The organism is Aeromonas hydrophila subsp. hydrophila ATCC 7966 (assembly GCF_000014805.1).
GTDB lineage: Bacteria > Pseudomonadota > Gammaproteobacteria > Enterobacterales > Aeromonadaceae > Aeromonas > Aeromonas hydrophila.
In genome coordinates, this window is sequence record NC_008570.1 from 352,501 (window position 1) to 366,083 (window position 13,583).

The 13,583-nt window shown below is 59.3% G+C and carries 9 protein-coding genes, 1 tRNA gene and 2 rRNA genes (1 of these 12 running past the window's edge); 7 read left to right on the top strand and 5 right to left on the bottom strand.

The features are described 5' to 3' along the window. The 3 genes from AHA_RS01675 to AHA_RS01685 form a co-directional block, all read left to right on the top strand. A 23S ribosomal RNA gene (locus tag AHA_RS01675) occupies positions 1–2,389 on the top strand (it extends 500 nt beyond the left edge of the window). Positions 2,390–2,467: 78 nt separating this feature from the next. Further along, positions 2,468–2,582 (top strand): 5S ribosomal RNA (gene rrf, locus AHA_RS01680). 97 nt (positions 2,583–2,679) lie between these two features. Then, positions 2,680–2,756: transfer RNA gene (locus tag AHA_RS01685), tRNA-Asp, on the top strand. A 1,287-nt stretch (positions 2,757–4,043) separates the two neighbouring features. Here AHA_RS01685 and AHA_RS01695 read toward each other — a convergent pair. The 5 genes from AHA_RS01695 to AHA_RS01715 all read right to left on the bottom strand — a co-directional run bounded on the left by AHA_RS01695 (position 4,044) and on the right by AHA_RS01715 (position 9,163). After that, positions 4,044–5,030 (bottom strand): helix-turn-helix transcriptional regulator, encoded by a 987-nt coding sequence (locus AHA_RS01695; protein ID WP_005308002.1) that lies wholly within the window; start codon positions 5,028–5,030, stop codon positions 4,044–4,046. 303 nt (positions 5,031–5,333) lie between these two features. Further along, positions 5,334–5,720: a SirB2 family protein gene (locus tag AHA_RS01700; protein WP_011704321.1), complete on the bottom strand. Its 387-nt coding sequence runs from the start codon at positions 5,718–5,720 to the stop codon at positions 5,334–5,336. After that, on the bottom strand, positions 5,717–7,573 hold the full coding sequence (locus AHA_RS01705) for a monovalent cation:proton antiporter-2 (CPA2) family protein (protein ID WP_011704322.1): 1,857 nt from the start codon (positions 7,571–7,573) through the stop codon (positions 5,717–5,719). Before AHA_RS01705 ends, AHA_RS01700 begins: the two co-directional genes overlap by 4 nt. A gap of 70 nt (positions 7,574–7,643) precedes the next feature. Beyond that, complete coding sequence (kefF, locus tag AHA_RS01710; RefSeq protein ID WP_016349118.1) at positions 7,644–8,243, bottom strand: glutathione-regulated potassium-efflux system oxidoreductase KefF; 600 nt, start codon at positions 8,241–8,243, stop codon at positions 7,644–7,646. A gap of 77 nt (positions 8,244–8,320) precedes the next feature. After that, the gene (locus AHA_RS01715) at positions 8,321–9,163 is read right to left on the bottom strand and encodes a LysR family transcriptional regulator (protein WP_042066814.1); all 843 of its coding nucleotides are present in this window, start codon (positions 9,161–9,163) and stop codon (positions 8,321–8,323) included. A gap of 143 nt (positions 9,164–9,306) precedes the next feature. Here AHA_RS01715 and AHA_RS01720 point away from each other — a divergent pair, with 143 nt between their 5' ends. From AHA_RS01720 to AHA_RS01735, 4 genes are all read left to right on the top strand, one after another. Then, positions 9,307–10,029, top strand: a complete 723-nt coding sequence (locus AHA_RS01720; protein ID WP_164927513.1) for an SDR family oxidoreductase — start codon at positions 9,307–9,309, stop codon at positions 10,027–10,029. A gap of 87 nt (positions 10,030–10,116) precedes the next feature. After that, complete coding sequence (locus AHA_RS01725; protein ID WP_011704326.1) at positions 10,117–10,440, top strand: hypothetical protein; 324 nt, start codon at positions 10,117–10,119, stop codon at positions 10,438–10,440. Positions 10,441–10,489: 49 nt separating this feature from the next. Further along, positions 10,490–10,921: a DUF411 domain-containing protein gene (locus AHA_RS01730; RefSeq protein WP_011704327.1), complete on the top strand. Its 432-nt coding sequence runs from the start codon at positions 10,490–10,492 to the stop codon at positions 10,919–10,921. A 224-nt stretch (positions 10,922–11,145) separates the two neighbouring features. Then, entirely contained in the window at positions 11,146–13,299 is a 2,154-nt protein-coding gene (locus AHA_RS01735) for a S9 family peptidase (protein WP_164927514.1), read from the top strand. The last annotated feature ends 284 nt before the right edge of the window (positions 13,300–13,583 follow it).

Sequence of the window (13,583 nt, forward strand, 5' to 3'; positions counted from 1 at the left end):
ACCTGAAACCGTGTACGTACAAGCAGTGGGAGCCCTTCGGGGTGACTGCGTACCTTTTGTATAATGGGTCAGCGACTTACATTTTGTAGCGAGGTTAACCGTATAGGGGAGCCGTAGGGAAACCGAGTCTTAACTGGGCGTCTAGTTGCAAGGTGTAGACCCGAAACCGGGTGATCTAGCCATGGGCAGGTTGAAGGTTGAGTAACATCAACTGGAGGACCGAACCCACTAACGTTGCAAAGTTAGGGGATGACCTGTGGCTGGGGGTGAAAGGCCAATCAAACTCGGAGATAGCTGGTTCTCCCCGAAAGCTATTTAGGTAGCGCCTCGGACGAATACTACTGGGGGTAGAGCACTGTTTGGGCTAGGGGGTCATCCCGACTTACCAACCCCATGCAAACTCCGAATACCAGTAAGTAATATCCGGGAGACACACGGCGGGTGCTAACGTCCGTCGTGAAGAGGGAAACAACCCAGACCGCCGGCTAAGGTCCCAAAGTTCTGGTTAAGTGGGAAACGATGTGGGAAGGCTCAGACAGCTAGGATGTTGGCTTAGAAGCAGCCATCATTTAAAGAAAGCGTAATAGCTCACTAGTCGAGTCGGCCTGCGCGGAAGATGTAACGGGGCTCAAACCAGGCACCGAAGCCGCGGATTCACACTAAGTGTGAGTGGTAGGGGAGCGTTCTGTAAGTCTGCGAAGGTGTGTCGAGAGGCATGCTGGAGATATCAGAAGTGCGAATGCTGACGTAAGTAACGATAAAGGGGGTGAAAAGCCTCCTCGCCGGAAGACCAAGGGTTCCTGTCCAACGTTAATCGGGGCAGGGTGAGTCGACCCCTAAGGCGAGGCCGAAAGGCGTAGTCGATGGGAAGCAGGTTAATATTCCTGCACGACTTGTAATTGCGATGGGGGGACGGAGAAGGCTAGGTGGGCCAGGCGACGGTTGTCCTGGTGAAAGTGCGTAGGTGGTGTTTCTAGGCAAATCCGGAGACACAACACTGAGACACGAGACGAACGCACTACGGTGCGGAAGCCATTGATGCCCTGCTTCCAGGAAAAGCCTCTAAGCTTCAGATTACAAGTCATCGTACCCCAAACCGACACAGGTGGTCGGGTAGAGAATACCAAGGCGCTTGAGAGAACTCGGGTGAAGGAACTAGGCAAAATAGAACCGTAACTTCGGGAGAAGGTTCGCTCTTGACAGTGAAGTCCCTTGCGGATGGAGCAGTTGGGAGTCGCAGTGACCAGATGGCTGGGACTGTTTATCAAAAACACAGCACTCTGCAAACACGAAAGTGGACGTATAGGGTGTGACACCTGCCCGGTGCCGGAAGGTTAATTGATGGGGTTAGCGCAAGCGAAGCTCTTGATCGAAGCCCCGGTAAACGGCGGCCGTAACTATAACGGTCCTAAGGTAGCGAAATTCCTTGTCGGGTAAGTTCCGACCTGCACGAATGGTGTAACCATGGCCATGCTGTCTCCACCCGAGACTCAGTGAAATCGAATTCGCCGTGAAGATGCGGTGTACCCGCGGCTAGACGGAAAGACCCCGTGAACCTTTACTACAGCTTGGCACTGAACATTGAACCTACATGTGTAGGATAGGTGGGAGGCTTTGAAGGCGTGACGCCAGTTGCGCTGGAGCCGTCCTTGAAATACCACCCTTGTATGTTTGATGTTCTAACGCAGGCCCCTGAATCGGGGTCGCGGACAGTGCCTGGTGGGTAGTTTGACTGGGGCGGTCTCCTCCCAAAGAGTAACGGAGGAGCACGAAGGTTGGCTAATCCTGGTCGGACATCAGGAGGTTAGTGCAATGGCATAAGCCAGCTTAACTGCGAGACGGACAGGTCGAGCAGGTACGAAAGTAGGTCATAGTGATCCGGTGGTTCTGAATGGAAGGGCCATCGCTCAACGGATAAAAGGTACTCCGGGGATAACAGGCTGATACCGCCCAAGAGTTCATATCGACGGCGGTGTTTGGCACCTCGATGTCGGCTCATCACATCCTGGGGCTGAAGTCGGTCCCAAGGGTATGGCTGTTCGCCATTTAAAGTGGTACGCGAGCTGGGTTCAGAACGTCGTGAGACAGTTCGGTCCCTATCTGCCGTGGGCGTTGGATGATTGAAGGGAGTTGCTCCTAGTACGAGAGGACCGGAGTGAACGAACCTCTGGTGTTCGGGTTGTCACGCCAGTGGCACTGCCCGGTAGCTAAGTTCGGAATCGATAACCGCTGAAAGCATCTAAGCGGGAAGCGAGCCCTGAGATGAGTCATCCCTGACCCCTTGAGGGTCCTAAAGGGCCGTTGGAGACCACAACGTTGATAGGTGGGGTGTGTAAGCGCGGCGACGTGTTGAGCTAACCCATACTAATTACCCGTGAGGCTTAACCATACAACACCCAAGAAGTGTTTCGAGCCTTGTGACAAATACGAAACTACTTATGTCAGCTTTCTCAGATTGAAGAATTTGCCTGGCGGCCATAGCGCCGTGGAACCACCTGAACCCATGCCGAACTCAGAAGTGAAACGCGGTAGCGCCGATGGTAGTGTGGCATTCGCCATGCGAGAGTAGGACACTGCCAGGCACCCAATTAAACAGTTATGCACAAATTGCATAATTGGCCGAGAGGATGACACCTCAATGAAGCGGCAGACAATTTAGCAAAAAGCTAACCAGACAGCGGAGCGGTAGTTCAGTCGGTTAGAATACCGGCCTGTCACGCCGGGGGTCGCGGGTTCGAGTCCCGTCCGCTCCGCCACTACTTAAGAAGCCCAGTCTAACGACTGGGCTTTTTTTCGTTTCCGGCACCGCACTCATGTCCCCGAATTGCCTCTTTTCCCCTCACGCGGCTCAGTAAAACACACAAAGCCAGACGGTGGTCATGTCGGGATGGGTCCATTCCACCCTGTGTTTCTGGCGGGTATGTGGTCGCTGGCAATGAGCCAGCTTTACACTGGGAGCCTTCCTTGGTTGAAGCACATTTAAGAAGGTCTGGGCGAATGTAGGGGAGCTTTGCTAGTGGTTACTTGCTCACTGCACACTAGCTCAAAGCCCCGTTCGCGAAGCGGGGTTGAGAGGAGCTGGCATCTTGGCTGACATGAATATGGGAGCCGAGACCGAGGGGCACACTCTAGAGCACACAGGATGTGCTGTGGCAGCGAATAGAATCCCATGTCATTGACCCGTTTTGGTACAAAATGCACATAAAGAAAAGGGGACAGCGGCTGCCGTCCCCTCAAGTCATCTAGTCCAGTCCATGAACTGCAACGCTCCCTGCAATCCCTGACTTTATCCTGATCCTTCGGAATATCCCCTTCCCAATCCGTTGAGGTGTCCTGTGGCCATCCTAGCCTGGCAATCGCTCCTGATTGCTGCACTCTCTCCATCCTGGAGGTGTCCGTTACCACATCCCGTGGTGTTCCTTGCGTCATCCTGACAGACAACCATCCGGGTTGTCTCGCTTCATCCTGAAGCTGTCCTGCTCGCTTCCAGCGAGGTCCATATTCTTCCTGAAGAGCAATCATCCTGTTTGCTCTGCCTCATCCCGAGGTGTCCGCAACCACGTCCCGTGGTGTCCTGTAATCCGTTTGATAACCGTCCTGGTTACCGGCCTCATCCTGAGGTGTTCCTTGCCCACACCCTGTGGTTTATTCCCTGCTTATGCGCTGTTTCCGCATCCTGCCGAACCAGCTCCGTCCTTGTGAGACCCATATTAAGGGAACCAGGGGGCGGAACAAGGGAGGATCCGGTGTTGTTGGCGTGGCGATAACGGATTAATGACCAATGCCATAGAGATAAAGTCATATAAATCATGAGATTAGTTTGTTTCATGGGAAAGCATGTGGATTCAAAGATGGCTTCGCGTACGGTTCGACACAGTGGCCTCTTACAGCTGCCATGGCGGATCTCTTACACGCAAAAACAGGGCGAAAACGATGGTACAAACAGGCTCAATTCGGTGGGTGAGACTTAAAAATTAGTTGAATAAATATGCTCAAAAAGAATACAAAAAGCCGGGCTTTGCCCGGCTTTTTTTCTGAGGTGGTCAGCTGACGCGGCTACCCGGTGTCGGATATGCCTTGCGCAAGGATTCAGGTGCCAGCACTTCCAGATTCCCGCTCATGTTGTTGAGCCAGGTACGGAACTCGGGGGTGTCCTGCACCTCGGTTTCCACCACCACGCTGCGCTTGTCGTAGCGAGTCATGCGCGGGTTGTGGCCGGGGATTTGCCCGTCGACCAGGGTCGGACAGTTGGCATCGATGCGACCGACGAAGCGGATTGGCCCGCTGACATCCTGATACCCCTGATCGCGGATCAGTTTCTGGATGTTGAAATCCTTCGGCTGGGTCGCGCTGAAGTTGGTCAGCTCCACGTTCTTGATGTGATCGAACGGGATGCCGTAGACCTTGGGATCCAGCTCGGACAGGGTGCAGAGCAGGGTTGGCCCTTCCGCTTGGTTCAGGATGCCGAGCGGATTGATGCGGTCGTAGCAGAGCCATACAGTGCGCTCCTTGATGACCCGCTGGATCTCTGCACTGAACTTGCGACCGCGCCACAACGCATCGCGGATCAAGGTGCTGCGGCGGATCTCCGGGTTACCGGCAAACGGACGCGGTGACTGGTGCACGCTCTCGAGCCAGCGTTCAGCCAGTTCACTCTGGCTGTCGCGGATCACCTGGCTGGCCTTGTCGACCAAGGGGTTCAGTTCGGTCAGGACGCTGGCCGGCAACAGCTGGCTGGCCTGATCGCTCCAGGTTTTCAGCGCCACTGCCAAGGAGAGCGGCATGATGTTGGCAAAATCGTTGAGGCCATGGCGCTCGAAGCACCAGCCGTGTGGTTTGCTGCGTTCATCCGAGGTGAGATCGAACAACCCCATGCCGGACATCTCTTCCAGGTCCCGTTGCACGGTACGCAGACTGACGTGGATGCCTTCTTCTTCCAGTTTTACCTGGAGTTGGCTGGCGGTCAGCTTGTAAGGGCGGTGCGGGATGCAACGCGCCAAGGTCAGTTGTCGTAACAGCTTCTTACTCATGGTGCATGCCTTCACTGGTTTAGCGTTGAGTGTATCCTAGCCATGCCTTGCGACAGTCTATGTCGCAAGTTTTGCTGCGACAACTGTCGCCATTTTCATACAAACCAAGCTAACCACATGATCCTAAACATAATTGCCATCATTTAGGGCAGCAATCGAGGCTAAAAAATGATGAAAATTCACCAAATGAAAGTGCTGTCTTACGGATCTGGGGTAGAGGAAAAAACAGAAATGACGGGGAAATACAGAATATGATGTGGAGGGGATGGCTCCCCTCCGTCAGGCAGGTACTTTTTGGCTGGATCAGGCCAGCCAGGACAAGGCGGATTTGGTGATGGCCGCGCCCACCATATAGCCGAATACCGCCAGGGCTGCGAGGCCGGCCACCAGCTTCTGACTGCGCGCAGGGCGCTTGAGCGCCATGACGCCGAGGCCGATGTAAACCACCAGTGCGATCAGCTTGGCCATCAGCCAGGGTTGTTGGCCCGGGCTCATCTGCAGGGTTACCGCCAGCAGCACTCCGAACAGCAGCAGGAAGGTGTCGTTGACATGGGGCAGGATCTTCAGCCACTTCTGCTGCAGGCGGGGGCTGCCGCCGAGGGCCAGCAGCCAGCGATAGAGGAACAGCAGCACGCTGACCAGCGCCAGCGTCATGTGCAGGTGTTTGAGCATGGGGTAATAGGCAATCATATTGCTTCCTTGTCGTTGTCGGGCAGACCGCTGTTCCAGTTGTGAGCGTGAATGCGCTCCTGTCCTTCCTGATCGTCTTGCAGCAGATCGGAGAGGATGTCCCGGTATTGCAGGCTCTTGTTGATATAGGTGTGTTCGTCGTCCAGGTAGTTGACCTGTTCCCGCAGCAGCCAGTTGTCGTGCTGCTTGAAGGTCTGGCCGGCCCGCCAGGCCTGGTTGGCCCGAAAGCCGAGCTGGGTCAGGGCTTCCACCCCCAGATCCACGGCAGAACCCAGGGTTTCCCGGTACACGCTGCCCACGCCCTGGCGCAGGATCTCGTGAGCGTGGGGACGATCCTGGGCTCGCGCCAGTATCTTAAGGTGCGGGAAGTGTTTCTTCACCATTTCAATCACTTCGAGTGACGTGGCCGGATCGTTGATGGAAAGCACCAGCAGCTTGGCCTTGTGGGCGCCGGCGGCGTGCAGCAGGTCAAGCCGGCTGGCATCGCCATAGAACACCTGATAGCCATACTTGCGCAGCATCTCGATCTGGCTGGCATCCTGCTCGAGGATGGTGGTGCCGATGCCGTGGCCGTGCAGCAGACGGCCCACGATCTGACCGAAACGGCCGAAGCCGGCGATGATGACCGGGTGCTCCACCAGCTCCGGCTGCTCGTGCTGCGGCAATTCACTCTGGTTGCGATAGTCGAACCAGGGCTGGATCACCCGATCGTTGAGGATCAGCAGCAGCGGCGTCAGCGCCATGGAGAGCGCCACCACCAGGGTCAGCAGGGCGATGGTATCCCCTGGCAGCACCTTGTTCTGGGCGGCGAACGAGAACAGCACGAAGGCGAACTCCCCGCCCTGGGCCAGCGCCAGCCCGAAGGTCCAGCGCTGACTCGGCGAGATGCGAATGGCAAAACCGAGCGCCATCAACACCAGCCACTTGAGCACCATCAGGCCGACCACCAGGGTCGGGATAAGCAGCGGGTGCTCGGCAAACAGCCCGAAGTTGATGCCGGCGCCCACTGACATGAAGAAGAGGCCGAGCAGCAGCCCCTTGAACGGCTCTATGTCTGCTTCCAGCTCGTGGCGATACTCGCTGTCCGCCAGCACCACGCCGGCGAGGAAGGAGCCAAGGGCGGGGGAGAGGCCGACCGACTCCATCAGCACGGCGATGGCGATCACCAGCAGCAGGGCGGCGGCGACGAAGATCTCCCGCATGTGGGACTGGGCGATGGCGCGAAACACCGGTCGCATCAGGTAATGACCACCCAGCACTATGCCGGAGATGGCGGCCACTACCAGCAGGCCGTGTTGCCAGCCGGCCAGCTCCGAGCTGCCGCTGCTGGCCACCGGCGCGATGGCCAGCAGCGGCAGGATCGCCAGGATGGGGATGACGGCGATGTCCTGGAACAGCAGCACGGCGAAGGCGGAGCGGCCGCTCTCGCTCTGCATCAGTTTGCGCTCCTGCAGGCTCTGCAGCACGATGGCGGTGGAGGAGAGCGCCAGGATGAGGCCGATGGCCAGCCCCTGTTGCCAGGGCAGGCCGATGAGGTGGGCCACGCCGGTCAGGGCCGCCGTGGTCAGCAGCACCTGCAGCCCGCCGGTGCCGAGGATCGGTCCCTTCAGCTGCCACAGCAGCGCCGGCCTGAGCTCAAGCCCGACCAGAAACAGCATCAGCACTACCCCGAACTCGGCGAAGTGCATCACATCTTTCTGTTCACCCACCAGCCCCAGCAGGAAGGGACCTATGATGATGCCCGCCAGCAGGTAACCGAGCACGGAGCCCAGCCCCCAGCGCTTGGCCAGTGGCACCGCGATCACCGCGGCAGAGAGGTAGATGAAGGCATCGAACAGTAAACCATGTCCCATCAGCGGATCCTCCGCACTGTGGTGGAGGTCGATGTCGGCAGGCCAGGCCGCCGCCCGGATCGAGAGCGGGTCATGAGAGTACCTCCAGCAGATCGCGCAGATAGGGGCTGCCGGCAAGCTGGGCCGGGGTCAGCTGTTCGTCGCGCAGGGCACACAGCAGCTGGCGATAGTCCTGGCCGCAGCGGCGCAGCGCCTCCTGATCCCGGATCTTGTGAAAGGAGTGCAGCACGAATGGCGGCAGCCAGCTCATGCCGCACAGCTGGGCCGTCTGCCGGAACGGCAGCAGAAAGTCGAGCAACGGGCGCTGGTTGTAGCCCTCGCTGCAATAAGACTCGGGGGCGCCGCCGGTGGTGATGGCCGACAGCCACTGCTTGCCGTTGAGGGCGTGGGCTTCCGGGCCGTAGGCGTAGCCATACTCCAGCACCAGATCCATCCACTCCTTCATGATGGCGGGGCAGGAGTACCAGTAGAAGGGGTGCTGGAACACGATGATGTCGTGTTCAGACAGCAGGGCCTGCTCCCGCTTCACGTTGATGAACATGTTGGGGTAGTGCTGGTAGAGGTCGTGCAGGGTGACGCCCTCCAGGCCGTCGATGGCCTGCAGCAGCTGCTTGTTGGCCCGGGAGCTCTGCAGCGCCGGGTGTGAAAAGATAACCAGAATGCGTTTCATGGGTTCCTGATCTGAAGAGGGGCCAAATACCGATGCAAGCGACCGGCGAAAAAAAGATGCATTGAGCAGCGACGTTATCAAGAAGCGCCATGGCTCGCCAGTTCCGGGATCAGCTCGCGCAGCGCCGGATTGAGGGTCTGGTGGGCGGGATAGCAGAGGCCGATGCGCCGGAACATCCGTGGCCCGCGCACCGGCACGGTACACAGACCCGCTTCGTCCTCCACCAACCCGTCCGGCAGAAAGCTGATGCCGACTCCGGCCAGCACCAGCGCCATCACCAGCCCCTTGCTTTCGGCCTTGGCCACCAGATTGAGGGTCAGTCGGTCACAGGCCAGCAGACCTATGGTCTGCTGATGGGCTTCGCAGGGAGGGCACTCAATAAAATCATAATGTTGCAGCTCGGCCAACTCGAGTTGCTGGCGGCTGGCGAGGGGATGGTCGCGGCGCACGCACAAGACATAATCCTCCTCCCACAGCGGCAGGAAGATCTCGTCCTCCCTGCGCAGGGCATCCAGGGTCAGCCGACAGTCGGCAGGCGTCCCGTAATCGGAGAGGGTGAGATCCAGCTCGGGCAGCACAGCCTGCACCTGCTGCAGCAATCCCGCCACCCGCCGCCGGCTCAGATCCGGCATGATGGCCATGTTGAGCCGCGCACGCGTCGCCTTCTGGCGAAACAGCGCCGGCAGCCGGCGTGCCTCTTCCACCAGCTTGACCGCGTGGGGATAGAGGTAATGGGCCTGATCCCTGGCCGCCACCCCCTTCTTGCCCCGAATGAACAGGCTGTCACCCAGGGTCTCTTCCAGCTGGCGCAGCCCCGCCGAGAGGGAGGGTTGGCTGACGTGGCAGCGTTCGGCCGCCGCCGTGATGTTCTTCTCTTCATAGATGGCGATGAAGAAGCGCAGCAGTCTCAGATCCAGCATAAGCCCAACCATAGTTTTTTCAGATGATAACCAGCGGAAAACAATATTTATCACTGATGGATGCAGTGACTATAGTGATCCCGTTCCGTGCTGGCCAGCCGCTTGTTTGCTCAAACCGACTCTTGAATCAGAAGGAAAACATCATGTCCAAGCCTCTCGTCGTGATCACCGGTGCCTCCGCCGGGATCGGTGCCGCCATCGCCCGCGCCTTCTCCGCCGCCGGCCATCCGCTGCTGCTGCTGGCCCGCCGGGTCGAGCCCATGCAGGCGCTGGCGCTGCCCGATACTCTTTGCATCGGGGTCGATGTGACCGACACCGCCGCCATGAAGGCCGCCATCAAGCAGGCCGAGGCACAATTCGGCCCGGTCGGCTGCCTGGTCAACAACGCCGGCGTCATGCTGCTGGGACAGGCCGACGTGCAGGACCCGGCCGAGTGGCAGCAGATGCTCAACATCAACGTGATGGGGGTGTTGAACGGTGTTCACGCCGTGCTGGCCGGCATGAAGGCCCGCCGCAGCGGCACCATCATCAACATCAGCTCCATCGCCGGTCGCAAGACCTTCCCGAACCATGCCGCCTACTGCGCCACCAAGTTCGCCGTGCACGCCCTGACCGAGAACATCCGGGAAGAGGTGGCCGACGTCGGCGTGCGGATGGTGACCATAGCCCCGGGCGCGGTGGAGACCGAGCTGCTCAGCCACACCACGGACGAGAGCATCAAGGCCGGCTACCACGACTGGAAGGATCAGATGGGGGGCGTCATTGCGCCTGAGGTGATCGCCGACGCCGTGCTCTATGCATGGAGCCAGCCGGCCAATGTCTGCGTGCGCGAGATCATGCTGGCGGCGACCCGTCAGCAACCTTGATGGCGGCTGACTGGAAGCGGGGGAGGGCTTGACCCTCCCCCTGGGCCAAGGGTTACCATAGGCCACCTTTCGTCAATGAGTCGTCCCATGGTTCTGACCCGTCGCCAACTCGCTCGCGCCCGCCGCTGGCTCCCCCTGTGGAGTCTGCTGATGGTGCTGATGTCGTTTGGCAGCCGGGCAGCGACCGATCTCTGTACCCTGACTCCCCATTGCAGCCAGAGCGAACGCACCCTGGAGAAGGCCATGCCCTGCGGCAGCTTCACCTCGGCGCTCGCCATGACGGTGCTCACCGGCGACAGCCTGACGGTTGCCATGCTGGAACCCGATACCCCGGATTTCATCTCCCCCTCCCAGTTCATGCCGGATGTTCCGACCGACCGGCTGGAGCGTCCGCCCCGTCATCTCGGTTGAGTCGAGTCCCCCTGTTTTTTTGGGCATTTCTTCTTATCCGAGGTGAGTTATGTACAAGTCCCTGTTATTGGCCGTGCTGGCCGGTACCGTCAGTTTTTCTGCTCTGGCAACCGAGCAGATGACCGTCTACAAGTCCCAGTATTGCGGCTGCTGCAAGACCTGGATCAAGCACATGGAAGAGAACGGCTTTGAGGTCAAGGTCGTCGAAACCGAGCAGCTTGAACCGGTCAAGCAGCAGTACGGCATCACTCCGCAACTGGCGTCCTGCCACACCGGGGTGGTGAACGGCTATGTGGTGGAGGGGCATGTACCCGCCGCCGACGTGCAGAAGCTGCTCAAGGAAAAACCGGCGATCCGCGGCCTGACCATTCCGGGCATGCCCCAGAGTGCGCCAGGCATGGATATTCCGGGTCAGCCCTATCAGGTGCTGAGCATCAGCAACGAGGGCGCGACCAAGGTCTGGTCGAGCTACCCCGGCTGATGAAAACTGGCCGTGAGCAGACACACTTCCATCATGTGAGGCACACCTGAGCGAGCCCGTGTCGCTCACGGTCAGGTATGGGGGCCGCCATCGCGAGATGGCGGCCCTTTTACATCAGGGCGCGGGAGAACTTGCAACTGAAGGCGACAAGGGGCAGATTGATCCCCTGTCCAAGGAGCCAAGGCTCAGGTCCGCCAACCCTTTTACAGCGCAAAGGATGCGACATGTTCACCTTTTCCCGAGGGCTTCTGCTGCTGGCTTGTCTGGCCGCCGTTCCCTGTTCATATGCCAATGATGAGTCCGCCATGCCCACAAGCGACACCCTGATCCAGCCTCCCGTGGCCGCCAAACACCCTCACGCCATCAAGAAACACGGGGATACCCGGGTCGACAACTACTACTGGCTGCGGGATGACGAGCGCCAGAAACCCGAGGTGCTGGCCTACCTCGAGGCTGAAAACGCCTACACCGACGCCATGCTCAAACCGATCAAGCCGCTGCGCGACCAGCTCTATCAGGAGATGGTGGCCCGCATTCCGCAGCAGGACGAGTCGGTGCCCTACGTGAAGAACGGCTATCGCTACCAGACCCGCTACGAGCCGGGCAAGGAGTACGCCATCTATTCGCGCAGCAAGCTGGGTGAAGAGGCTGCGAGCCTGCTGCTGGACGGCAACCAGCGCGCCGAAGGCCACGAGTTCTACGCCCTGGGGGCGCTCGAGGTGAGCCGCAACAACCGCTGGCTGGCGGTGGCGGAAGATTTCCTCTCCCGCCGTCAGTACCAGATCCAGTTCCTCGACCTGGAGAGCGGCAAATGGGCCGCCGAGTTGCTTCCGAACACCTCCGGCAACCTGGTCTGGGCCAACGACAGCAAGACGGTGTTCTACGTGCGCAAGCACCCCAAGACGCTGCTGCCCTACCAGGTCTATCGCCACGAGCTGGGCACGGAGCCGGCCAAGGATCAGCTGGTCTATGAGGAGAAGGACGACTCCTTCTATGTGAGCCTCTACGCCACCACCTCGGAAGATTTCATCGTCATCGCCCTCTCCAGCACCACCTCGGGCGAGGCGCGTCTCATCGATGCCAACGTACCGACCCAGGCGCCGCGGCTGTTCCTGCCGCGCCAGGTGGATCACGAATACAGCCTGGATCACTACCGCGGCCGCTTCTATGTGCGCTCCAACAAGGACGGCAAGAACTTCGGCCTCTACGAGACCAAGGAGAGCCCGGTGGATCGCTGGAAGGCGGTGATCGCCCCCAATCCGGACGTGCTGCTGGAGAGCTATGCCCTGTTCAAGGAGTGGCTGGTGCTGGAGGAGCGCAGTCAGGGGCTGACCCGGCTGCGGCAGGTCAACTGGCAGAGCGGCGAGCAGAAGGAGATCGCCTTCGACGATCCGGCCTATGTCACCTGGCTCGCCTACAACCCGGAGCCGGATACCAGCGCGCTGCGCTATGGCTACTCCTCCATGACCACCCCCTCGTCCACCTACGAGCTCGACCTGAACAGCGGCAAGCGCACCCTGCTCAAGCAGCAGCCGGTGGCGGGCTTCAAGGCCGAGCAATATGCCAGCGAGCGGCTCTGGATCACCGCCCGTGACGGCGTGGCCGTGCCGGTGTCGCTGGTCTATCGCAAGGACAAGTTCAAGCAAGAGGGGGCGGGGACGCATACCAATCCGCTGCTGGTCTACGGCTACGGCTCCTATGGCGCCAGCATGGACCCGGATTTCAGCAGCGCCAGGCTGAGCCTGCTGGACCGCGGCTTCGTCTACGCCATCGCCCACATCCGTGGTGGCGAGGAGCTGGGCCGCCACTGGTATGAAGATGGCAAGCTGCTGAAAAAGCAGAATACCTTCAACGACTTCATCGACGTGACCGAGGCGCTGGTGGCGCAGGGCTACGGCGCCAAGGATCAGGTCTACGCCATGGGCGGCAGCGCCGGCGGTCTGCTGATGGGGGCCGTCATCAATCAGGCGCCCCAGCTCTATCGCGGCGTGGTGGCCCAGGTGCCGTTCGTCGATGTGGTCACCACCATGCTGGACGAGTCCATTCCCCTCACCACCGGGGAGTACGACGAGTGGGGCAACCCGAACCAGAAGCGCTACTACGACTACATGAAGGCCTACAGCCCCTACGATCAGGTCAAGGCGCAGGCCTATCCCAACCTGCTGGTGACCACCGGCTTGCACGATTCCCAGGTGCAGTACTGGGAGCCGGCCAAGTGGGTGGCCAAGCTGCGCGAGCTGAAGACGGATGATAACAAGTTGTTGCTGAGCACCGACATGGACGCCGGCCACGGCGGCAAGTCGGGTCGCTTCAAAGCCTACGAGGATATCGCGCTGGAGTTCGCGTTTATTCTGGATCTGGCCAAGCCACAAGCATAAGTCACCACAGTTGCAGCCCTTGCCAGTCAAGGGCTGCAAAAGAATCTCACTCCTCCCACTCTGTCTGCCGACCGGTAGCACATTCAATTAATCTCTGATCAGCAAATTAATGATCGGCTTCAAATTTCTCGTCATCCATATCCATCATTTTGTGTTTTTGTTTGATTTATGTTGGCGCCGTGTGCTTAATCGAAGCCGTTATGACTCTTTAATTGGCCCCCTCGGGGCCAATTATCTTCGGTTGGCATGAAGCCGACTGTCTCACCACAGGATGCTGGTGGCTT

Bases quoted from the DNA above. Each gene is read 5' to 3' on its own strand.
- AHA_RS01695 (WP_005308002.1), bottom strand. From the start codon at position 5,030: ATGAGTAAGAAGCTGTTACGACAACTGACCTTGGCGCGTTGCATCCCG.
- AHA_RS01700 (WP_011704321.1), bottom strand. From the start codon at position 5,720: ATGATTGCCTATTACCCCATGCTCAAACACCTGCACATGACGCTGGCG.
- AHA_RS01705 (WP_011704322.1), bottom strand. From the start codon at position 7,573: ATGGGACATGGTTTACTGTTCGATGCCTTCATCTACCTCTCTGCCGCG.
- kefF (WP_016349118.1), bottom strand. From the start codon at position 8,243: ATGAAACGCATTCTGGTTATCTTTTCACACCCGGCGCTGCAGAGCTCC.
- AHA_RS01715 (WP_042066814.1), bottom strand. From the start codon at position 9,163: ATGCTGGATCTGAGACTGCTGCGCTTCTTCATCGCCATCTATGAAGAG.
- AHA_RS01720 (WP_164927513.1), top strand. From the start codon at position 9,307: ATGTCCAAGCCTCTCGTCGTGATCACCGGTGCCTCCGCCGGGATCGGT.
- AHA_RS01725 (WP_011704326.1), top strand. From the start codon at position 10,117: ATGGTTCTGACCCGTCGCCAACTCGCTCGCGCCCGCCGCTGGCTCCCC.
- AHA_RS01730 (WP_011704327.1), top strand. From the start codon at position 10,490: ATGTACAAGTCCCTGTTATTGGCCGTGCTGGCCGGTACCGTCAGTTTT.
- AHA_RS01735 (WP_164927514.1), top strand. From the start codon at position 11,146: ATGTTCACCTTTTCCCGAGGGCTTCTGCTGCTGGCTTGTCTGGCCGCC.